This window comes from Peteryoungia wuzhouensis (genome assembly GCF_003205195.1).
Classification (GTDB): domain Bacteria; phylum Pseudomonadota; class Alphaproteobacteria; order Rhizobiales; family Rhizobiaceae; genus Allorhizobium; species Allorhizobium wuzhouense.
This window is the reverse complement of record NZ_QJRY01000002.1, coordinates 182,940-205,129: the sequence shown is the minus strand read 5'-3', so window position 1 is coordinate 205,129 and position 22,190 is coordinate 182,940. Positions and strand designations below refer to the sequence as shown.

Below are 22,190 nucleotides of genomic sequence, written 5' to 3'. Positions count from 1 at the left end.
CCCGTGCGGATGTTCATCACCCGGATCGTGCTCTTTCTGCGCAAGGCCTATCACTGGACTGTTGCGCAGGCGGCTTTCGGGTTCTTGACCGCGCTCAAGGTGCTTCCGGCCGGTGCGGCGATCAATTTCGCCGACCGGCTGATGCGCTGGATCGGCCCGAAGACCAAGCGGCATCACCTGATGCAGGTCAATCTGCGCAACGCTTTTCCGGAAAAATCAGAGGAAGAGCGCGAGACAATCGCACTGGCGAGCTGGGGCCATATGGGGCGGCTCGTGGCGGAATACGTCTTTCTCGACCGTCTGTTCGATTTTGACCCGAAACGGCCGGGCGAGGGCAGGGTCGACGTCTCGGGCGTCGAGCAGTTCCTCGATCTCCGCGACAATCCTCGACCCTTCATCGTCTTTACCGGCCACACGGCAAATTTCGAGCTGCTGCCGGTCGCAGGCGCCGCTTTCGGCCTCTACGTCACTGTGCTGTTTCGTCCGCCGAACAATCCCTATGTCGCGGAGAAGGTGTTCAATTTCCGCAAGAAACGGATGGGCAAGCTTGTGCCTTCTCACGCCGGCTCCTCCTTTGCGCTGGCGCGCCAGCTGGAGCAGGGCGGGGGTGTCGGCGTGCTTGTCGACCAGAAATTCAAGAAGGGGGTCGAAACCCGTTTCTTCAACAATCCGGTTCGGACCAATCCGCTTCTTGCAAAGCTCGCCCGCCAGTTTGAATGTGAGGTCTATCCCGCGCGCTGCATCCGGCTTCCCGGCAACCGATTCCGCCTCGAAATCGAACCGGCCATCAGCCTGCCGCGCAATGCAAAGGGCCAGATCGACGTCAACGCGACGTCGCAGGTGCTCAACGACAAGGTCGAATCATGGGTGCGGGAGTTTCCGGAACAGTGGCTGTGGTACCACGACAGATGGGACATTAAGGGCAAGATTTAACCCCTCATTTTTGGCAGATATAAGCGTTTCATACGCAACATTTTTTGGGCTGGCCGTTTCACGGCACCTGCGGCGATTGAAGGTGATGCCACCTCATGTTACGGCACCGCACAGGAACTGTGTGACGGCGCGTCGATGTTTGTCACACTGATGCGTGAGGTGGTGGATGTCCATTGGCGAATTCCGAGATGTAAATCTGCGCCTGTTGTCAGACGCGGTGTCGGTGAAGAATCGTCAGTTGCAGCAGGCGATCCGGAACGGAAACGATGAGTTGGTCAGGGCGCTCGACCGTGAAATCGATCCTCTTCTGACGGAACTGATCAGTTACCGGGCGAGCCATACGGATGACATCTACCTGCAGATGCGTCTGGTGACGACATTCCTTCGGGAAGACGCGGACGACCGCGCCTGCGTGCTTCGCCATGCCTCCACGCTTTCCTTGCTGGTCGAACGCTATTTCGGACCGCGCCGCGGGCATGCCGCGACCGCAGTCTGGTCACCGGCCGCAATGGACGCGCCGGTTGCCGATGACGAAGAGATGCTGAACGAGACCATCCTCAACAATCTGCCCGAGCGGATTGCCGTGGTGACGCGCGACTACCGCTACCTCTTCGCCAATCCGCCGATGGCACAGATGCTGGGTGCCGCCCAGATGGATCTGATCGGGCAGAGTGTGTTCGAGGTTCGCCTTGAGCCCGAAGTCCGCGAACCCATGCGCGAGGCGCTGGATCTGGCGTTCTCCGGCCGAGTGGGGGCGCTCTCCGCCGTGTTCCGTTCTGCTATGGATGGCCGGATCGTGCTTCGCGCACGCTATAGTCCGTTGCGGGCAGCGCAGGGACTGGTCAGCGGCGCCGTGCTGACTTTCGGCGATGCAGCGCCGATGGTCGGTGATATCGCGGCCTGAGCCTGATCTGGGCAATCTGCCTGACACGGAAACCGGTCAGCGGACAGATGCCTTTGGCTACAGCATGCCTTCCTGGCCCACTCCCATCAGCAGATGTTCGCGTTCGAAGGCGATGTGGCGTCTCAGCCCTTCGAAGAAACCTCGCAGCATGTAGCCGACAGCCTCCATGTTGACGGCGGCGCCTGAGCCCAGCCGCAGCAGCGCGTCGGTCAGTTCCTCCGCAAAACACTCGTCTTCGCAATGTTCGAACTTCAGACGTTCGAGCGTCGTGGAGAGGTGGTCGTTGGCTTCCGGACGTGCCTGCAGGTGCGGGAAGAGCACCGTTTCCTCATAGTGGTGAATGCCCTTGATCAGGGGCCCCAGAGCCTTCGCTGCATAGATGCATTTCTGCCTGTTGACGCTCGCCGGCAGGGAGTCGGCGATGTCCTCGAGCTCCTGGCAGAGAGCGAGCTGCTCTTCATGGGCCCGGTAAAGCCAGTCGAGCGTGCGCTGCCCCGAATCGAGACGGGCATTTCCGGTCTTCGCCTCGGTCGGGCCGGCCGAATATGTGGTCGTGGTGGTGAGCATGTCCGATTTCTCCAACGGCGTACCGATCAGCAGCACGCCCGCACTCCTAGACACGCGTGCCGGGCCATTCCGCGATTGCTCCCGAACCTGGCCCGAGAGCCCGCAAACCCGGATGCGAAGCAGAAGGTCGCGAATTTTAGGAGAAGCCGCATTGACTTGGATCAAGGTGGTTTGCCCCTGCCGATGCGAATGGTGCAGTCGACGCGAGAGGATTCTCCTTCGGGAGCGGATACCTCGCGATGAGATCAGCAAGCCGTTGGGGGATTCCAACAATGAACTATACTGTCGAGACTTTGGTGATGGCGGTCCTCGCCTTCGCCGCGCTGCTCGGGGTGGCCTTCACCCATGACAGCCTTTTCGCAGCCCATATGTGGGTTGCCTTCTTCGTGCTCACCGCCGGCACGATCGTGATGCTTCGGCGGATGACGTTCGCACCGACCACGGCTGGCGCTTCCGCCAATGTGCAGGTGAAGGCGTCCCAGTCGGAGTATTTCGATGAAGTCGTCCGATACGGGGTTATCGCTACCGTGTTCTGGGGCGTTGTCGGTTTTCTCGTCGGCGTCGTCGTGGCGCTGCAGCTGGCTTTTCCCGATCTCAACATCGAGCCATTCCTGAATTTCGGCCGCCTGCGTCCGCTGCACACCTCGGCCGTCATCTTTGCCTTCGGCGGCAATGCCCTGATCGCCACGTCTTTCTATGTGGTCCAGCGCACCTCGCGTCAGCGCCTGTTCGGCGGTTCGCTCGGCTGGTTCGTGTTCTGGGGCTATCAGTTCTTCATCGTCATGGCTGCCACCGGCTACCTGCTGGGCATCACCCAGGGCCGTGAATATGCAGAGCCGGAATGGTATGTGGATCTCTGGCTGACCGTCGTCTGGGTCGCCTACCTGATCACCTTCATGGGCACGATCATGACCCGGAAGGAAAGCCATATCTATGTGGCCAACTGGTTCTATCTCGCCTTCATCGTCACCATCGCGATGCTGCATATCGTCAACAACCTGGCGATCCCGGTCTCGTTCCTCGGTGTGAAGAGCTACTCGGTCTTCTCCGGCGTGCAGGATGCGCTGACGCAGTGGTGGTACGGCCATAACGCCGTCGGCTTCTTCCTGACGGCAGGCTTCCTCGGCATGATGTACTACTTCGTGCCCAAGCAGGCCGGTCGCCCTGTTTATTCCTACCGCCTGTCGATCATCCACTTCTGGGCCCTGATCTTCATGTATATCTGGGCCGGTCCCCATCACCTGCACTATACGGCTCTGCCGGACTGGGCGCAGACGCTCGGGATGGTCTTCTCGATCATGCTTTGGATGCCCTCCTGGGGCGGCATGATCAACGGTCTGATGACGCTGTCTGGCGCCTGGGACAAGATCCGCACCGATCCGATCATCCGCATGATGGTTATCGCCATTGCCTTCTACGGCATGTCGACCTTCGAAGGCCCGATGATGTCGATCAAGGCCGTCAACTCGCTCAGCCACTATACCGAATGGACCATCGGTCACGTTCACTCGGGCGCACTCGGCTGGGTCGGCATGATCTCCTTCGGCGCGATCTACTACCTGACGCCGAAGCTCTGGAACCGCAACCGCCTCTACTCGCTGCGCCTGGTCAACTGGCACTTCTGGCTCGCCACGCTCGGTATCGTGGTCTATGCCGCCGTGCTCTGGGTTGCCGGTATCCAGCAGGGTCTGATGTGGCGCGAATATGATGCCCAGGGCTTCCTGGTCTACTCGTTCGCCGAATCGGTTGCCGCCATGTTCCCCTACTACGTCCTGCGCGCAGTCGGCGGTGGCATGTACCTGCTCGGCAGCCTGATCATGGCCTACAACATCCTGATGACCATCCTCGGCTATGAGCGCCAGGAAGCCCCGATCCCCGGATCGGTTGCTCCCGCCGCCCTGCAGCCGGCTGAATGAGGAGGGCTCCCATGTCCATTCTTGATAAACACGCAATCCTCGAGAAGAACACGAGCCTTCTCTTCCTCGGTTCGCTTCTGGTGGTCACCATCGGCGGCATCGTCGAGATCGCCCCGCTCTTCTATCTGGAGAACACCATCGAAAAGGTGGAGGGCATGCGTCCCTACTCGCCGCTCGAACTGGCCGGCCGCAACATCTACATCCGTGAAGGCTGCTATGTCTGTCACAGCCAGATGATCCGGCCGTTCAAGGACGAGGTCGAACGCTACGGACACTACTCGCTGGCTGCGGAGTCGATGTACGACCATCCGTTCCAGTGGGGCTCGAAGCGCACGGGCCCCGATCTCGCCCGTGTCGGCGACCGCTATTCGAACGAATGGCACGTCCAGCACCTGACCGAGCCGCGCGACGTCGTGCCGGAATCGATCATGCCGAGCTATTCCTACCTGAAGGAGACCCCGCTCAAGGTCACCAATGTCCAGATGGATCTGAAGGCAAACCGCATGGTCGGCGTGCCTTACTCGGATGAAATGGTCGAACTGGCGGCGGCCGATCTGGCCGCTCAGGCCGATCCGAATGCCGATACGTCGGGACTTCTGGCCCGCTATCCCAAGGCCAAGGTCGGCGACTTCGACGGCAACCCGGCCCAGCTCTCCGAAATGGATGCGCTGGTCGCCTATCTGCAGATGCTCGGCACGCTGGTGGACTTCTCCACCTATGACGACGCCACTGGCTACCGCTGAGGAGGGACCCATGGAAACCTATACCGCCATGCGTCACTTCGCAGACAGCTGGGGCCTGCTTGCGATGGCCCTGTTCTTCGCCGGCGTCGTTGTCTTCACACTCCGCCCCGGCGGCAAGAAGTCGGCCGACGACGCGGCCAGCATCCCTCTCAAGGAGGATTGAAAAATGGCAGACCAAAAACACATCGACGAGATCAGTGGCGTCGAAACCACCGGCCATGAATGGGATGGCATTCGCGAACTCAACAATCCGATGCCGCGCTGGTGGGTCTATACCTTCTACGCGACCATTCTCTGGGCGATCGCCTATACGGTGTTCTACCCGGCCTGGCCGCTTCTGACCGGCAATACCAAGGGGCTGCTCGGTTATTCCAGCCGCGCCGAGGTGGCACAGGAACTGGCGGCTGCCAAGACGTCGCAGATGGTCTATCTGGACAAGATCGCAGCGCTGCCACTCGACCAGATCGTTGCTGACAAGGAGCTCAACCAGTTCGCCATTGCCGGCGGTGCCGCCGCCTTCAAGGTCAACTGCGCGCCTTGCCACGGCTCGGGTGCCGCCGGTGGTCCCGGCTATCCGAACCTCAACGATGACGACTGGCTCTGGGGTGGGGATCTCGAATCGATCCACACCACGATCGCCCACGGCATTCGTTACGATGGCGATCCCGACACCCGCGTCTCGGAAATGCCGGCCTTCGGCGAAATCCTCGACGCCGAGCAGGTCAAGCAGGTTGCCGCCTATGTCATCAGCCTCACCGGCACGCCGAGCGATGCCGCCCTGGTCGAACCGGGCAAGACGGTGTTCGCGGAAAACTGCGCCTCCTGCCACGGCGAAGACGCCAAGGGCGGACGGGACTTCGGTGCGCCTAACCTCGCTGACGCCATCTGGCTGAAGGTCGATGGTGAAGCCGGAATTGCTGCCCAGGTGCGCCAGCCGCGCCACGGGGTAATGCCGGCCTGGACCGCGCGTCTGGGGGATAGCACGGTCAAGCAGCTGACCGTTTACGTCCATTCGCTGGGCGGCGGCGAATAAGCCTGGACGGGATCAAACACTGCGGGCCGCATCCTCGATGCGGCCCGTCTTCGTTTATTGATATCGATAATCCTATGTATTGCGACGCTTCGCCGCTGCTTGACTTAAGTCAAGGCGGGGTGGCGGGCGAGGTGGGACAAGGCGAACATCAGAAGAGGGTTCTCCTGCCATGAACATGCATGCCGATCAGAACAAGGCCGTCGATCCGGTCGACGTCGAAAGACACGAGGCCGAGGCGGTCATGTCCGCCAAGACCCGCCGCCCGCTCTACGAAGCGCGCAAGAAGATCTTTCCCAAACGGGCCAATGGGCAGTTCCGGCAGTTCAAGTGGATCGTCATGGCGATCACCCTCGGGATCTACTACCTGACGCCCTGGCTGCGCTGGGACCGTGGTCCCTATGCGCCGGACCAGGCCGTGCTGATCGATATCGCTCATCGGCGCTTCTATTTCTTCTTCATCGAGATCTGGCCGCAGGAATTCATCTATGTTGCCGGCCTGCTCGTCATGGCGGGTTTCGGCCTCTTCCTGATTACCTCGGCGGTCGGCCGCGCCTGGTGTGGCTATACCTGTCCGCAGACCGTGTGGGTCGATCTGTTCCTGGTCGTCGAGCGTTTCATTGAAGGCGACCGCAATGCCCGCATCAAGCTCGAAGGCGCAACCTGGACCTTTGACAAGATCTGGAAGCGGGTGACGAAACATGTGGCCTGGATTGCCATCGGCGTCGCGACTGGTGGTGCATGGATCTTCTATTTTGCGGACGCGCCGTCTCTTGCCGTCGAGTTCTTCACCGGCCAGGCCGATCCGGTCGCCTATATCACCGTCGCGATCCTGACTGCCACGACCTATGTCTTCGGCGGGCTGATGCGCGAGCAGGTCTGCATCTACATGTGCCCCTGGCCGCGCATCCAGGCCGCCATGCTCGACGAGAAGTCGCTGGTCGTGACCTATAACGACTGGCGCGGCGAGCCGCGCACGCGGCATGCCAAGAAAGCGATTGCGGCCGGCGAAGCGGTCGGCGATTGCGTTGACTGCAATGCCTGTGTCGTCGTCTGTCCGATGGGTATCGACATCCGCGATGGGCAGCAGCTCGAATGCATCACCTGCGCGCTCTGCATCGATGCCTGCGACGGCGTCATGGACAAGATCGGTAAGCCGCGCGGCCTGATCGCCTATGCCACGCTCGAAGAGTATCAGGCAAACATGGCGCTTGCCACCAACGACAACACCACGTCGGTTCAGCCGGCCAATGTCCGCAATGCCGACGGCTCGTTCTCCGACAAGATCCGCCACTTCGACTGGCGCGTGATCTTCCGCGCGCGTACACTGCTCTACATGGGCGTGTGGAGCGCGGTCGGCATCGGCCTTCTGATCTCCCTGGTCGGCCGGGATCGGCTCGAACTCAACGTCCTGCACGATCGCAATCCGCAATTCGTGCTCGAATCGGACGGATCGATCCGCAACGGCTACACGGTGCGCATCCTCAACATGATCGCCACGCCGCGCGAGATCGAAGTGTCGCTCGACAGCCTGCCGGAGGCGGTCATGAAGATCAACGGCGTCAACGAGCCGCCGGCCCGCACCTTCACCGTTTCCGTCGAACCGGATGAAGCCACAACGCTCAAGGTTTTCGTCACGTTGCCGGCCGCCTACGTCAAGACCGCGACCCAGGAGGTCACCTTCGTGGCGAAGGACAAGGACAGCACCGAGCAGGACACCTATTCCGCCATCTTCAATGCCCCGGGAGCCAAGAAATGACCGCCAGAACCGCCAAGCCGTTCACCTTCACCGGCCGCCATATGCTGGCCGTCATGGTCGCCTTCTTCGGCGTGATCATCGCAGTCAACGTGACCATGGCCTATCTCGCAACGTCGACCTGGAGCGGGCTCGTGGTCCAGAACACCTATGTCGCGAGCCAGCAGTTCAACGGCAAGACCGAAGCCATCCGCCAGATGCTGGCAACGGGCATCAACGGTGAACTCGCCGTCAAGCGCGATGGCATCCGTTATCACCTGACGCTCCCGGGCAATGTGCCTGTCGTGGCCGACAGCGTGATCGCGCATTTCAAGCGCCCTGTCGGCGAACACCAGGATTTCGAGCAGGTGCTGACACCCGCCGGCGATGGCGTCTATCTCGCAGACCGCGACATTCTTGCCGGCAGCTGGATCGTCGAGATCAAGGCCGAGAAGGACGGAAAGCTGATCATGCACGAAGCCCACCGGATTGCCGTTTCGGGAGAATGACGATGAGTTGCTGTGCAGCCGGATCGGAAGGGGCGCTCGATATCGAGCGGGCAGGGCATGCGCTGCCCTCCGCCGAAGAATTGAAACTGTCGAGCCGCTCGGTCGGACCGGGCCTCTGGCAGGTCGATCTCAGTGTGCCGGCCGTTCATTGCGGCACCTGCATCACGACGGTCGAGCACGCCCTGAAAGCCCTGCCGCAGGTCGAGCGTGCCAGGGTCAACCTGTCGACCAAACGCGTCTCTGTGGTTTGGAAGGAAAGCGTCGACGGGGTGGAAACCGATCCGGTCTCGCTGCCACGCGCCATTGCCTCCACCGGCTACGAATCGCATCTGTTCACCGCAGCCGAGGAGGCTTCCGATTCCCTGCGCAATCAGTTGATCCGGGCGGTGGCCGTCTCCGGCTTTGCGGCGACCAATATCATGTTGCTCTCCGTCTCGGTCTGGTCGGGCGCGGATGCCTCGACCCGCGACATGTTCCACTGGATCTCGGCGATGATTGCCGCACCGGCGCTGATCTATGCCGGCCGGTTCTTTTACCAGTCCGCCTGGAGCGCGGTGAAACACGGTCGCACCAACATGGATGTGCCGATTGCGATCGGCATCACGCTCTCCTATGCCGCCTCCCTGTGGGAGACCGTGCACCACGGTGAGCACGCCTATTTCGATGCCACGGCCTCGCTCCTCTTCTTCCTGTTGATCGGCCGCACGCTCGACCACGTCATGCGCGACCGGGCCCGCTCGGCCATTTCGGGCCTCGCGCGCCTGAGCCCGCGCGGAGCCATGGTGATCGGTGAGTTTGGCGTGCAGGATTACCGCGCCGTCGAGGATATCAGGATTGGCGACCGGATTGCGATTGCGGCCGGTGACCGGATACCCGTCGATGGGATCGTCATTTCAGGTGAAAGCGACCTCGATGTCTCGATCGTCAACGGCGAAAGCGCGCCTCAGTCCGTGCGCCCTGGATGCGCCGTGCAGGCGGGCACACTCAGCCTCACCGGGTCGCTGACGATTTCGGCAACCGCGACCGTCACCAATTCCTTCCTGGCCGAGATTATCCATCTGATGGAGGCGGCCGAAGGGGGAAGGGCGCGTTATCGGCGCATCGCCGACCGCGCCGCCCAGTTCTATTCGCCTGCCGTGCATCTGCTCGCCATCACGTCCTTCGTCACCTGGGGTCTCTACGACGGCGATTGGAAACATGCGATGATGGTTGCGATTGCCGTCCTGATCATCACTTGCCCCTGTGCGCTGGGTCTTGCCGTGCCTGTGGTCCAGGTCGTGGCCGCCGGGCGGCTGTTCAAGGCGGGCATCATGGTCAAGGACGGTTCGGCCATGGAGCGGCTGGCGCAAGTCGATGCAATCGCCTTCGACAAGACCGGTACGCTGACGCTTGGGCGCCCGCGTCTGGTGGAGGGGCCAGCGGTCTCGGCGGACGCCTTTGCTACCGCTGCAGGGCTTGCCGCGCATTCCCGCCATCCCCTGTCGCGGGCGCTGTGGAACGCCTATACGCTCCAGCCGCGCAGCTTCGACGGTGTGCGTGAGGTGCCAGGGGCCGGGGTTGAAGCCGTCACCTCTGAAGGCGTCTGGCGGCTTGGCCATCGTGCCTTTGCCTGCGGCGAGGCCAGGACCGATCTGGTTGCCAAGCCATATTCCGAAGTCGTCTTGTCACGAGATGGTGCCGAAATCGCGACGTTCCACTTCGAGGACATCCTGCGCCCGCGCGCCCAGCACTCAATTGCTCAGCTGAAGGCATCCGGGTTCCGGCTCGGCATCCTCTCGGGCGACCGGGCAGTCGTGGTTGCCAAGATTGCCCGCGAACTCGGGATCGACAGCTGGCGTTCGGGTCTCAATCCGCGTCAGAAGGCCGAGGCCTGTGCGGAGGCCGCAGCCGAAGGTCGAAAGCTTCTGATGGTCGGCGACGGCATCAACGATGCGCCAGCGCTCGCGGCAGCCCATGTGTCCATGGCCCCTGCCACCGCCGCCGACGTCGGGCGCCAGGCGGCCGACTTCGTCTTCATGCGCGACGGGCTCGACGCCGTTCCCTTTGCCATCGAGGCGTCGCGTCGCGCCGGTCGCCTGATCCGGGAAAATTTTGCGCTCGCCATCGGTTACAACGTGATTGCCGTTCCGATCGCATTGCTCGGCTATGCCACCCCGTTGATCGCCGCGGTCGCGATGTCGACGTCGTCGATCATCGTTGTTGCCAATGCGCTCAGGCTCAACAGTCTGGCGCTCGATGAGCCGCAGTCAGATATCGGAGACGGCGAGCAAAGTCGTGCCGCCGCCGCCATAGGCCCGAGGCTTGCCGCATGAACATGTTGATCTTCCTCATTCCGATCGCGCTCTTTTTGGGCGGTCTCGGCCTCTTCGCGTTTCTCTGGTCGTTGAAGAGCGGCCAGTATGACGATCTCGACGGTGCCGCCTGGCGGGTCATCACCGAGGACGAGGACCATCCTGCCGGGTGATACGGTCTGTTTACCGCCTGATCAAGAAATGCTCTTGCCGCCCCGCATTCATGATGCGACAAAGCGCCTTCTAATCGATTTGAATGCGGAGGTCGCGTTATGCAGCAGGCGGAAATCGGACTGATCGGACTGGGTGTCATGGGCTCCAATCTGGCGCTCAACATTGCCGAAAAAGGCAATCGGATTGCGGTCTTCAACCGGACTCCCGCCCGCACGGACGAATTCCTCGGCGAAGCCGGCGATCTTGCGGACCGCATCATTGGCTGCCACACGATCGAAGAATTCGTCGCGGCCATTCGCCCGCCTCGGCCGATCATCATCATGATCAAGGCCGGTGAGGCCGTTGACCAGCAGATGGCGGCCCTGATGCCGCATCTCGCCCAGAACGACATCATGATCGATGCCGGCAATGCCAATTTCCGCGACACCGTCGCCCGCTTCGAAAAGCTTGCCGGAACCGGCTTCACCTTCATCGGCATGGGCGTGTCCGGCGGCGAAGAAGGTGCCCGCCACGGCCCGTCGATCATGGTCGGCGGCACCGAGGAGAGCTGGAAGCGCGTTGAACCGGTGCTGACCTCGATCGCCGCCAAGTTCAATGGCGACCCTTGCGTCGCCTGGCTCGGCACCGATGGCGCCGGTCACTTCGTCAAGACGATCCACAACGGCATCGAATATGCCGACATGCAGATGATCGCCGAAGTCTACGGCATCCTGCGTGACGGGTTGAATCTGTCGGCCCAGGAGATCGGCGAGATCTTCGGCCAGTGGAACAAGGGGCGCCTCAATTCCTACCTGATCGAGATCACCGAAAAGGTGCTGAAGGCCACCGATCCGGAAACCGGCAAGCCCATGGTCGATATCATCGTCGATGCCGCCGGTCAGAAGGGTACCGGCAAGTGGTCGGCGATCGAGGCGCAGAACCTGGCGGTGGCCGCCAGCGGCATCGAAGCTGCCGTTGCCGGCCGTGTCCTGTCGTCGCTGCGCGAAGAGCGCATGGCCGCTGAAAAACTCTTCGGGCTGCCGGCGCTTGCCGAGGCGCCTGAGGACAAGGCGGCCTTCATCGCTGACCTCGAAAACGCGCTGCTCGCCGCCAAGCTCGCCGCCTATGCGCAGGGCTTTGCCGTGATGTCGGCCGCGTCCGCCGAGTTCAACTGGTCGCTGCCGATGCCGACGATCGCCCGCATCTGGCGCGCCGGCTGCATCATTCGCTCGCAGTTCCTCGACGAGATCACCTCGGCCTTCACCAAGGACCCGAATGTACCCAACCTCGTCGTGACGCCGGCCTTCGCCGCCATGGTCAAGGAAACCGACGGCGCGCTTCGTCGCGTCGTTGCCCATGCCGCGCTTTCCGGCCTGCCGGTTCCGGCGATCGCGTCCGCGCTCTCCTACTTCGACACCTATCGTCGTGGCCGGGGCACGGCGAACCTCATCCAGGCGCAGCGTGACTTCTTCGGCGCCCATGGGTTCGATCGTCTCGATGGCAAGGACATTCACCACGGTCCCTGGGCCGGTCAGTTCTGATCCAATATCGATCACATGTGATTCGCGGCCCGTCCCCTCAGGGGCGGGCTTTTTTGCTTGCGATACTACCGAACACAGTGCGCAGCGGGTGCGAATTGGTGCAGCACGTTGTGCGTGCAGCGGAAAATAGCGGGAAGAAGCTGCTCTGGCTCAAATCCTAACGATCGCATTGATCAGTGGTTAAGAACTGCGCCCTAGCGTTGTCGTGCGGTTAATGTCGTCGCACGCAATCGAGGCTTTCTCTATGTCATTTTTAAACATCCCGAGCATCATGTTCAGCGGTTTCGTGGTGCAGGCGGTGATGAGTTTTCTTTTCTGGCGCAACTGGCGCACGGAGCCGCAGCGCCAGGAGTTCCTGGTCTGGTCGGCCTCCTGCGGCAGTGCGGCGATCGGCCTGCTGCTCATGGCATTTTATGCCGGTAGCTATAGCCTTGGCAGCGTCACCATCGGGCCGGGGCTCGTGCTGATGGGGCTTGCGCTGGCGTGGCAGGGGCTCCGTCGTTTCGATCATCGTTCGGTTGACCTCAATCTTGCTTCCGCCGGCCCGCTCCTGTGGATGGCGCTGACGACGATTGTGCCGATTTTTCAAGAAGATATTGCGGCGCGCCTGGCCCTGTCCGGCGTGCTGACGGCGGCCTATGCAGGTCTGGTCGTCTACGAGCATCGGCTGTCGGTGCGCGAAGAGCATCTGCCGGCCCGCCGTATGATCATGATGTGGTTTGCCGCGCATGGTGCGGTGGCGCTGCTTGCGGTTCCGGCCGCCCTGATCTGGCCTGTGGCGGGCGAGGGCAACCCGACCCTCTCGCAACCGATCTGGTACGGTTTGTTTGCAGTGGAACTGCTGCTGCATGGCGTCATTGCCGGTATTGCCGCCTATCTTCTCATCAAGGAGAGGCTGCAACTCGAAAGCCGCTGGGCCGCGTCGACGGACACGCTGACGGGCCTCGTCAATCGCGGGACGTTTCTCGAAATGCTGCAGACCCTGTCCGTCAAGGTTCGCGGCGAGGGAGCCTTCCTCTATGTCGACGTTGACCACGTCAAGCGGATCAACGATCGTTTTGGCCACTCCGGCGGCGATCACGTTCTGAAGACTTGCGCCGATCTCATTGCGCGGGAACTGCCGCAACACGCGCTTCTCGGCCGTCTCGCCGGTGCGGAATTTGCGGCCTATATCCCGTTCTGCGATCTGGAAAAGGCGGAAGCGCTCGGCCATGTGATCTGCGAGAGCGTCGCGCAGCAGATCTTCACGCTCGGCGATGCCCTCGTCAGCGTCACGGTCAGTGTCGGCGTTGCTCATGGCGCGATGCAGGTGACGCCGGACGAGTTGCTGAAGCGTGCCGATGCGGCCCTGCATTCGGCCAAGGTCAACGGCCGCAATGCCGTCGTCGTCTGGCACGAGGGTGACCGCCCGTCCTATGCATGAGAGGGAGCGGGCAGGGGATCCTCCCTGCCGCTTTCGTGTCAGCCGCCCGCAGGCAGCCGCATCAGTCCCAGCGTGGCTCGCTGATGCTCTGTAACAGCTGTGGTTCCACACCGTCGATGCGGGCGATGACCGCCTTGGCGAGTTCGCGACCGGCCTGGCGGACATCCTCGTGAACGGTAATGATTTCTGGTCGGATCCATTTGAGGATCGGCGTGCTCTGTTTGGCGACCAGGTCGAGGTCGCGGCCGATCCGCAGTCCGGCCGCTTCGATCCCGGCATTGGCGGCAATGGCACTGCTGCCGGATGACGAGATGATCCCGTCGGGCGCGTCCGGTCCGCTCATCAGGTCCTGAACCCGTGCGCGGATCTGGTCGAGTGGCGCATCGATATTGATGTGCAGCGGCACTTCATCAGCGCCAAAGGCCTTCAGGCCACGCATGAAGCCAGTGAATGTGTGCTCGTAATAGGTCAGCTTGCTCGGCGGCGGCAGAAGCGCGATCCGGCGGCGGCCCTTGTTCACGAGGCGCTCGACCGCGGTGTAGGCGAATGCCTCGTTGTCGAAGTCGTGATAGGGGTGAGCCTCGCGCGTGTTGGTCCGCCCATGGGTGGCGAACGGCATGTTCTGCTCCATCAGCAGCTGCACCCGCGCGTCGTCGGGTTCGGTGCGCGAGATGATCACGCCGTCGGCGGACCCGGTCTCCAGGATGTACCGCACCGGCAACATCGGATCCTTGGTGTGGGCATGGGGTGTGACCACGATGTGGTAAGGCGTGCCGGACAGGACTTCCGAGATGCCGACCACCATCTGGTTGGAAAAGCCCAGGATCTCCTCGTCGATGCCGAGAACCAGCGCGATGACATTGGTCTTGCCGGTGCGCAGGCGCACGCCAGCGCGGTTCGGCTGATAGCCCAGCTGTCGGGCAACCATGCGCACGCGTTCTTTCGTTTCCGCGCCGATGTCGGGCGCATCCTTGAGCGCACGTGACACGGTCGTTATCCCGAGACCGGTCATGAAGGCGATCGTCTTCAGCGTCGGCCGTTCCTTCGGCGTCGCTGACCGATCCGTGAAGCCGTTGCCCTGATGTTCTGTCATCGTGTTCCCGCCACTCGCATAAGCCACGCTTATAATTGGCTTTTCTCCGACTGCAAACCCGCCGTCCCGAAGCTCCTCCCGATCGGGCAGGGGAAAAATCTGAAACGATACAGTCGTTTTGTCGAGCCTTTTCTTATGTTGCGCTGCGAACCTGTTCAACCAGAGGTGTGATCTCAATCACCTGTCCAAGGGCATCGGGTTGGGGAATCGCGTTCTGCTGTTATGCAGCATATTTTTCCGATTTTACGGCTAATTGCTTCTGATAAATGTGAAAAAATTCCATTGCACTGCAGCATTGCTGACTCTTTTCACGCCGTGCCTTCACGAAGTCCGACGGGCTTGAAGAAGGGTGCGCGGCGGCTAAAGATTTTTTTATCCGTTGCACGGTTGCGCTCCAAAAATCTTTGACATAAGTTTTTCCGGCAACGTTTCAGTGAGGGAGGAGACTCATGAATTACCGTAGCTTCGCGGCAGCTTTGGCCGCAACCGTCGTCATGCCGTTCGCAGCGGCGCAGGCAACCGATCTCGAAGTCACGCATTGGTGGACGTCCGGCGGCGAAGCCGCAGCTGTCGCCGAGCTCGCAAAGGCTTTCGACGCCACTGGCAACAAGTGGGTCGACGGCGCCATTGCCGGTTCCGGCGGCACCGCACGTCCGATCATGATCAGCCGCATCACCGGTGGCGATCCGATGGGCGCCACCCAGTTCAACCACGGCCGTCAGGCCGAAGAGCTGGTGGAAGCAGGCTTGATGAAAGACCTGACCGCCGTCGCCGAGAAGGAGAAATGGAAAGAGATCATCAAGCCGGCGAGCCTGCTCGACAGCTGCACGATCGACGGCAAGATCTACTGCGCCCCGGTCAACATCCATTCCTGGCAGTGGCTGTGGCTTTCGAACCCGGCCTTTGAAAAGGCTGGCGTGCCCGTGCCGAAGAACTGGGACGAATTCGTCGCAGCCGCTCCGGCTCTCGAGAAGGCCGGCATCATTCCGCTTGCCGTCGGTGGCCAGCCCTGGCAGTCCGCCGGTGCGTTTGATGTGCTGATGGTCGCCATCGCCGGGAAGGATACCTTCTACAAGGTGTTCAAGGACAAGGATGCCGACGCCGCAGCCGGCCCCGAAATCGCCAAGGTCTTCAAGGCGGCCGACGATGCCCGCAAGATGGCCAAGGGCTCGAACGTGCAGGACTGGAACCAGGCCACCAACCTCGTGATCACCGGCAAGGCTGCCGGCCAGATCATGGGTGACTGGGCGCAGGGTGAATTCGCGCTCGCCGGCCAGACTGCCGGCAAGGACTACACCTGCCTGCCAGGCCTCGGTGTGAACGAGATCATCTCGACCGGTGGTGATGCCTTCTATTTCCCCGTCCTGAAGGACGAGGCAAAGTCGGCCGCACAGGACGTTCTCGCCGCCACGCTTCTGGCGCCGGCAACGCAGGTCGCCTTCAACCTGAAGAAGGGTTCGCTTCCGGTTCGTGGCGACGTCGATCTGGCGGCTGCCAATGACTGCATGAAGAAGGGGCTCGACATCCTCGCCAAGGGGAACGTGATCGAGGGAACGGACCAGCTGCTCTCGGCCGACAGCCAGAAGCAGAAGGAAGACCTGTTCTCCGAGTTCTTCGCCAATACGTCCATGACCGTCGAGGATGCGCAGAAGCGCTTCGTCGACATCATCGCTTCCGCCGACTGATCGCGGGTGATGTGACCGGCCAGGGGTGACCCTGGCCGGTCATTGGCCATTATCGACCGGGTGGGGCGCTAAAGCCCGTCCGCCGGCTGTGTGCGGGATGCGTGTGCGTGTCAGCGTGACGGCCTTGGTGCGATCGCCCGTGTCCAGGACGAGGAGGACTGACCCATGGCGAGCACGTCGCATGCCGGTCGACCCAGCAAATTGTTTCGCAATCTCAATGCCAAGATTGCTTCCATTCCGATGGTTCTGACCGCGCTGGTCATTTTCCTCGGAGGTACCATCTGGACGGTGGTTTATTCCTTCACCAATTCGAAGCTCCTGCCGCGGCTGAAGTTCGTCGGCTTCGATCAGTATGATCGTCTCTGGGATGCCCCTCGCTGGGTCATGTCGATCCAGAATCTGGCGATCTACGGCATTCTGTCGCTGATCTTCAGTCTGGTGATCGGCTTCGTGCTCGCCGCCCTGATGGACCAGAAGATCCGCTTCGAGAATGCGTTCCGCACGATCTTCCTCTATCCCTTTGCGCTCTCCTTCATCGTCACCGGCCTCGTCTGGCAATGGATCCTCAACCCGGATTTCGGGGTGCAGTCGATCGTCCGGTCGCTGGGCTGGGAGACCTTCACCTTCAATCCGCTCTATAATTCCGACATCGTCATCTACGGCATCCTGATCGCCGGGCTGTGGCAGGGCACGGGTCTCGTGATGTGTCTGCTGCTCGCAGGTCTGCGCGGTATCGACGAGGATATCTGGAAGGCCGCGCGCGTCGACGGCATCCCGATGTGGAAAACCTATCTGTTCATCATCATTCCGATGATGCGGCCGGTCTTCATCACGACCCTCGTCATCATCACCTCGGGCATTGTCCGCCTCTATGACCTCGTCGTCGCTCAGACCAGTGGCGGCCCTGGCATCGCCTCCGAAGTGCCGGCAAAGTACGTCTACGACTACATGTTCCAGGCGCAGAACCTCGGCCAGGGCTTCGCCGCCTCCACCATGATGCTGCTGACGGTTGCCATCGTCATCATCCCCTGGGCCTATCTCGAATTCGGAGGAAAGAAGCGTGGCTAATCCCGGTTCCCTCAACACCGCCGCCGCCGGTTTCGATGCCGTTTCCGATCGCATGGGCACAGGTCCGCGTGGCGCCAAGCCGAAGCGCACCTTTTCCGGGCGCAACATCATGCTCTACGGATCCCTGATCTTCTTTGCGATCTACTATCTGATCCCGCTCTACGTGATGATCGTGACCTCGCTGAAGGGCATGCCGGAAATCCGCCTCGGCAATATCTTCTCGCCGCCCGTCGAAATCACCTTCGAGCCCTGGGTCAAGGCCTGGGCCACCGCCTGCACCGGCCTCAATTGCGATGGCCTGTCGCGTGGCTTCTGGAACTCGGTGCGCATCACCGTGCCCTCGACGCTGATCTCGATCCTGATCGCCTCGGTCAATGGTTATGCGCTCGCCAACTGGCGCTTCAAGGGGGCCGAACTCTTCTTCACCATCCTGATCATCGGCGCCTTCATTCCCTATCAGGTGATGATCTACCCGATCGTCATCGTGCTGCGCGAACTCGGCATCTACGGCACCCTGACCGGCCTTGTCATCGTGCACACTATCTTCGGCATGCCGATCCTGACGCTGCTCTTCCGCAACTACTTCACCTCGCTGCCGGAAGAGCTTTTCAAGGCAGCCCGCATCGACGGGGCAGGGTTCTGGCAGATTTACCTCCGGATCATGCTTCCGATGTCGCTGCCGATCTTCGTCGTCGCGATGATCCTGCAGATCACCGGGATCTGGAACGACTTCCTGTTCGGCGTCGTCTTCACCAGGCCCGAATATTACCCGATGACGGTGCAGCTCAACAATATCGTCAACTCGGTTCAGGGCGTGAAGGAATACAACGTCAACATGGCCGCAACGTTGCTCACCGGCGCCGTGCCGCTCATCGTCTACTTCATTTCCGGACGCCTGTTCGTCCGGGGCATCGCCGCCGGCGCAGTCAAGGGTTAAGCTCATGTCGCACAGTGTATCGATCAAGGACCTCTCGTTGAGCTTCGGCGCCGTCAAGGTGCTGGAAAACCTCAATCTCGACATTGCCGAAGGGGAGTTTCTCGTCCTGCTCGGCTCGTCCGGCTGCGGCAAGTCCACGCTTCTCAACTGCATTGCCGGTCTGCTGGAGCCGACAGACGGACAGATCTTCATCAAGGGCAAGAACGTCACCTGGGAAGAGCCCAAGGACCGCGGCATCGGCATGGTCTTCCAGTCCTATGCGCTTTACCCGCAGATGACGGTTAAGAAGAACCTGTCCTTCGGCCTGCAGGTCGCCAAGATGCCGAAGGACGAAATCGAAAAGCGTGTGCAGCGCGCCGCCGACATCCTGCAGATTGGTCCGCTGCTCGACCGCAAGCCCTCGGCGCTCTCGGGTGGCCAGCGCCAGCGCGTCGCGATCGGCCGTGCGCTGGTCCGTGACGTCGATGTCTTCCTGTTCGACGAGCCGCTGTCCAACCTCGATGCCAAACTGCGCTCGGAGTTGCGCGTCGAAATCAAGCGCTTGCATCACAACCTCAAGAACACGATGATCTACGTCACCCATGACCAGATCGAGGCGCTGACGCTGGCCGATCGCATCGCCATCATGAAAAGCGGCGTCATCCAGCAGCTGGCCGATCCGGGCACGATCTACAACCGACCCAACAACCTCTTTGTCGCCGGCTTTATCGGCTCACCTTCGATGAACTTCCTGCATGGCGAACTGATCAACGAAGGCGGACAGGTGTATTTCCGCACCCATGACGTGCTGTTCTCGTTGAACGGTTATGTCTCGGAAGAGCCGCTGGTCGGCGGACGCAAGGTCATCCTGGGTGTCCGGCCGGAGCATATCAGGGTCGATGAGGAAAACGGCATCACCGAGCTTCACGAGGCGACCGTCGATATCGAAGAGCCGATGGGCGCCGACAACCTGCTCTGGCTCAAACATGCCGGTCATACGCTGTCCGTGCGGATTGGCGGGACCCGCCGCTACGCGCCTGGCGCCAAGGTTCGCCTCGGCTTCGACATGAGCGTGGCCTCGCTGTTCGACGCCAAGACCGAAGAGCGCATCTGACGATCTCCCCACGTCCCGGCCTTGGCCGGGGCGTCTTTTTCTTCTGCAAGGACGACTGGAATGGACTCGACGGCAAGCGGCGGCCTCATCAATCTTCACGGCGAATGGCAGCTTTCGTCTGCGGATGGCGAACACGGAGTGGCCATGGCCGTTCCCGGCGACGTGCATTCGGCGCTCGCGGCGGCCGGCGTCATTCCCGATCCCTATTTCGGACGCAACGAGGATGTCGTTCAATGGGTTGCCGAGCGTGAGTGGTCGCTGGAGCGCCGGTTTGCGCTGTCGGACGTCTCCGGTGACTGGTATCTCGACATCGACTATCTCGACACGGTCGCCGTCGTCTTCGTCAACGACGTGCCGGTGCTGTCTGCCGACAATTGTTTCCGCCGTTATCGCCCCGATGTAACCCAGGCCTTGCTGCCGGGTGAAAACACGATCCGCATCCACTTTCATTCCAACATCACGGCCGGGGCCGAGCGCCAGGCGCGGCAGCCCTTCTACATCCCCTATTCGACCGGCAATTGCCCGATCCCGAACGGCAATATGTTGCGCAAGCCGCAATGCCATTTCGGCTGGGACTGGAACATCGCCATCGCTCCCTTCGGTGTCTATGGCACGCTGTCGCTGAAGAAACTCGACCCGGCGCGTATCGAGCATGTGGAGAGCGAGCAGGTTCATCATGCCGATGGCCACGTGGAGCTCAAAGTTACCGCTACCATCTATGCGGCAGAGCCCGCCGTCGTGGCCGTGCATTTTGCTCTCGATGACGAGCGCGTGCGCCTCGATGTCGGCATTTCGGCCGGTGAGACCAAGGTGGTGCATGTTTTCGAAATCGAAAACCCGCGTCTCTGGTGGCCATTGGGCTCCGGCGAACAGGCGCTGTACACGCTGACTGTCGACCTGCCGGGCGAAACTGTCACGCGCCAGATCGGACTGCGCACCGTCGAACTTCTGACCGATCCGGATGAAGCGGGCAGCCGCTTCGCGCTCAAGGTCAATGGTCGCGAGATCTTCTGCCGCGGCGCCAACTGGATCCCGGCCGATGCGCTGTTTTCGCGTTCGTCCGAGGAGAAGACCACCGACCTCCTGAACTCGGCCGTCGCCGCGCATATGAATATGATCCGCATCTGGGGCGGTGGCTTCTACGAGGCCGACTGGTTCTACGATCTCTGCGACCGGCTCGGCCTGATGGTCTGGCAGGACTTCATGTTCGCCTGCAATCTCTACCCTTGCACCGAGGACTTCCTCGACAATGTCGCCCACGAGGTCGAATACCAGGTCAAGCGCCTCTCCAGCCACGCCTCGATCGTCATCTGGTGCGGCGACAACGAGCTTGTCGGCGCGCTCACCTGGTTTCCCGAATCCCGCGACAACCGCGACCGTTACCTCGTCGCCTATGACCGGCTCAACCGCACCATTGAGCAGGGGGTCAAGAAAACCTTTCCGCAGGGCATCTGGTGGCCGTCGAGCCCGGCCTCCGGCTATCTCGACTACGGCGATGCCTGGCATGCCGACGGTTCCGGCGACATGCATTACTGGTCGGTCTGGCACGAGAACAAGAGTTTCGATAATTACCGAACTGTCAAACCGCGCTTCTGCTCGGAATTCGGCTTCCAGTCCTATACCTCGCTGCCTGTCATCGAGAGCTTCGCCGACAAGGCCGACATGAACATTGCCTCGCCTGTTATCGAGCTGCACCAGAAGAATGCCGGCGGCAACGAGCGCATTGCGGGCACCATGTTCCGCTATTTCCGCTTCCCCAAGGATTTTGCCAATTTCGTCTATCTGAGCCAGATCCAGCAGGGCCTCGCCATCAAGACGGCTGTCGAATACTGGCGGTCGCTGAAACCGCATTGCATGGGTACAATCTACTGGCAGCTCAACGACACCTGGCCGGTCGCCTCCTGGTCCAGCCTCGATTACGGCGGCAGCTGGAAGGCCATGCATTACATGGTGCGTCGCTTCTTCCAGCCGGTCGCGGTTGCAGCCATTCCCGCAGAGGACGGCACGAGCATTTCTCTCTCCATGGTGAACGACACGCTGGACGCCGTCACGATCGACGCCAATCTCTTCGTGCTGACGCTGTCGGGCGACCGCATTCCTCTCAAAAGCGTGCAGGGCGATTGTGGCCCTGACGCCGCCGACGTGCTGGTCACGCTTGATGCCAGCGAAATCCCGGCCGACGGCTTGCTCGCCTGGAGCTTCATTGCCTCCAACGGCATGAGCGGGGAGGGGCATTTCCTCAATGGCACCTACAAGTCGCTCGATCTTGAACCGTCACGTCTCGAAACCACGGTTGTCCCGACGGTCGACGGAGGTTTCGAGATCACGGTTACGGCCCATGGTCTGGCGCTCTTCGTCATGCTCGAAAGCCAGACTGCCGGCCGTTACTCCGACAACGCCTTCGACCTCTCGGCCGGTGAGAGCCGCCGCATCTATTTCACCCCGGCGGCAGCGCTACCCGCAGGCACCGTACCGGATTTCCGCATCTACGATCTCTACACCTGCCAGTCGGCGGACTGACAGCCATCATGTCCAAGGTCCTGGGCGCCCGATCCAGGACCAAACGAGG

Annotated in this window: 19 protein-coding genes; 17 read left to right on the top strand and 2 right to left on the bottom strand. The window is 61.5% G+C overall.

Going from position 1 to position 22,190, the window contains the following annotated elements; translation table 11 throughout:
* The first annotated feature begins 3 nt into the window (after positions 1–3).
* Entirely contained in the window at positions 4–933 is a 930-nt protein-coding gene (locus DMY87_RS06875) for a lipid A biosynthesis lauroyl acyltransferase (protein ID WP_110790565.1), read from the top strand.
* A gap of 166 nt (positions 934–1,099) precedes the next feature.
* Positions 1,100–1,837 (top strand): PAS domain-containing protein, encoded by a 738-nt coding sequence (locus DMY87_RS06870; RefSeq protein WP_110790564.1) that lies wholly within the window; start codon positions 1,100–1,102, stop codon positions 1,835–1,837.
* Positions 1,838–1,894: 57 nt separating this feature from the next.
* Here DMY87_RS06870 and DMY87_RS06865 read toward each other — a convergent pair whose 3' ends face one another.
* Complete coding sequence (locus DMY87_RS06865) at positions 1,895–2,440, bottom strand: hemerythrin domain-containing protein (RefSeq protein ID WP_245408845.1); 546 nt, start codon at positions 2,438–2,440, stop codon at positions 1,895–1,897.
* A gap of 236 nt (positions 2,441–2,676) precedes the next feature.
* Here DMY87_RS06865 and ccoN point away from each other — a divergent pair, with 236 nt between their 5' ends.
* The 10 genes from ccoN (at position 2,677) to DMY87_RS06815 (ending at position 13,745) form a co-directional block, all read left to right on the top strand.
* The gene (gene ccoN, locus DMY87_RS06860) at positions 2,677–4,320 is read left to right on the top strand and encodes a cytochrome-c oxidase, cbb3-type subunit I (protein WP_110790563.1); all 1,644 of its coding nucleotides are present in this window, start codon (positions 2,677–2,679) and stop codon (positions 4,318–4,320) included.
* Positions 4,321–4,331: 11 nt separating this feature from the next.
* Positions 4,332–5,063, top strand: coding sequence for a cytochrome-c oxidase, cbb3-type subunit II (ccoO, locus tag DMY87_RS06855; RefSeq protein ID WP_110790562.1), 732 nt, complete (start codon positions 4,332–4,334; stop codon positions 5,061–5,063).
* A 10-nt stretch (positions 5,064–5,073) separates the two neighbouring features.
* Complete coding sequence (locus DMY87_RS06850; protein ID WP_062278494.1) at positions 5,074–5,226, top strand: CcoQ/FixQ family Cbb3-type cytochrome c oxidase assembly chaperone; 153 nt, start codon at positions 5,074–5,076, stop codon at positions 5,224–5,226.
* 3 nt (positions 5,227–5,229) lie between these two features.
* On the top strand, positions 5,230–6,096 hold the full coding sequence (gene ccoP, locus DMY87_RS06845) for a cytochrome-c oxidase, cbb3-type subunit III (RefSeq protein WP_110790561.1): 867 nt from the start codon (positions 5,230–5,232) through the stop codon (positions 6,094–6,096).
* 175 nt (positions 6,097–6,271) lie between these two features.
* Positions 6,272–7,852 carry a cytochrome c oxidase accessory protein CcoG gene (ccoG, locus tag DMY87_RS06840; protein ID WP_425353486.1) on the top strand — a complete coding sequence of 527 codons (1,581 nt, stop codon included), beginning with the start codon at positions 6,272–6,274 and terminating at the stop codon, positions 7,850–7,852.
* Entirely contained in the window at positions 7,849–8,337 is a 489-nt protein-coding gene (locus DMY87_RS06835) for a FixH family protein (RefSeq protein ID WP_110790559.1), read from the top strand. Before ccoG ends, DMY87_RS06835 begins: the two co-directional genes overlap by 4 nt.
* A 2-nt stretch (positions 8,338–8,339) precedes the next feature.
* On the top strand, positions 8,340–10,649 hold the full coding sequence (locus tag DMY87_RS06830) for a cation-translocating P-type ATPase (RefSeq protein WP_110790558.1): 2,310 nt from the start codon (positions 8,340–8,342) through the stop codon (positions 10,647–10,649).
* Positions 10,646–10,801, top strand: coding sequence for a cbb3-type cytochrome oxidase assembly protein CcoS (ccoS, locus tag DMY87_RS06825; protein WP_110790557.1), 156 nt, complete (start codon positions 10,646–10,648; stop codon positions 10,799–10,801). Before DMY87_RS06830 ends, ccoS begins: the two co-directional genes overlap by 4 nt.
* A 99-nt stretch (positions 10,802–10,900) precedes the next feature.
* Positions 10,901–12,322 carry an NADP-dependent phosphogluconate dehydrogenase gene (gene gndA / locus DMY87_RS06820; protein WP_110790556.1) on the top strand — a complete coding sequence of 474 codons (1,422 nt, stop codon included), beginning with the start codon at positions 10,901–10,903 and terminating at the stop codon, positions 12,320–12,322.
* Positions 12,323–12,566: 244 nt separating this feature from the next.
* Positions 12,567–13,745 carry a GGDEF domain-containing protein gene (locus DMY87_RS06815; protein WP_165826167.1) on the top strand — a complete coding sequence of 393 codons (1,179 nt, stop codon included), beginning with the start codon at positions 12,567–12,569 and terminating at the stop codon, positions 13,743–13,745.
* Positions 13,746–13,806: 61 nt separating this feature from the next.
* Here DMY87_RS06815 and DMY87_RS06810 read toward each other — a convergent pair whose 3' ends face one another.
* Positions 13,807–14,838: a LacI family transcriptional regulator gene (locus tag DMY87_RS06810; RefSeq protein ID WP_110790554.1), complete on the bottom strand. Its 1,032-nt coding sequence runs from the start codon at positions 14,836–14,838 to the stop codon at positions 13,807–13,809.
* A gap of 449 nt (positions 14,839–15,287) precedes the next feature.
* Here DMY87_RS06810 and DMY87_RS06805 point away from each other — a divergent pair, with 449 nt between their 5' ends.
* The 5 genes from DMY87_RS06805 (at position 15,288) to DMY87_RS06785 (ending at position 22,141) form a co-directional block, all read left to right on the top strand.
* The gene (locus DMY87_RS06805) at positions 15,288–16,523 is read left to right on the top strand and encodes an ABC transporter substrate-binding protein (RefSeq protein WP_110790553.1); all 1,236 of its coding nucleotides are present in this window, start codon (positions 15,288–15,290) and stop codon (positions 16,521–16,523) included.
* 165 nt (positions 16,524–16,688) lie between these two features.
* A complete protein-coding gene (locus tag DMY87_RS06800) occupies positions 16,689–17,591 on the top strand; it encodes a carbohydrate ABC transporter permease (protein WP_110790552.1) in 903 nt (300 codons plus the stop codon).
* A complete protein-coding gene (locus tag DMY87_RS06795; RefSeq protein ID WP_110790551.1) occupies positions 17,584–18,528 on the top strand; it encodes a carbohydrate ABC transporter permease in 945 nt (314 codons plus the stop codon). Before DMY87_RS06800 ends, DMY87_RS06795 begins: the two co-directional genes overlap by 8 nt.
* Before the next feature lie 4 nt (positions 18,529–18,532).
* The gene (locus DMY87_RS06790; RefSeq protein ID WP_110790550.1) at positions 18,533–19,621 is read left to right on the top strand and encodes an ABC transporter ATP-binding protein; all 1,089 of its coding nucleotides are present in this window, start codon (positions 18,533–18,535) and stop codon (positions 19,619–19,621) included.
* A 60-nt stretch (positions 19,622–19,681) separates the two neighbouring features.
* A complete protein-coding gene (locus tag DMY87_RS06785) occupies positions 19,682–22,141 on the top strand; it encodes a beta-mannosidase (RefSeq protein ID WP_110790549.1) in 2,460 nt (819 codons plus the stop codon).
* Positions 22,142–22,190 lie beyond the last annotated feature (49 nt).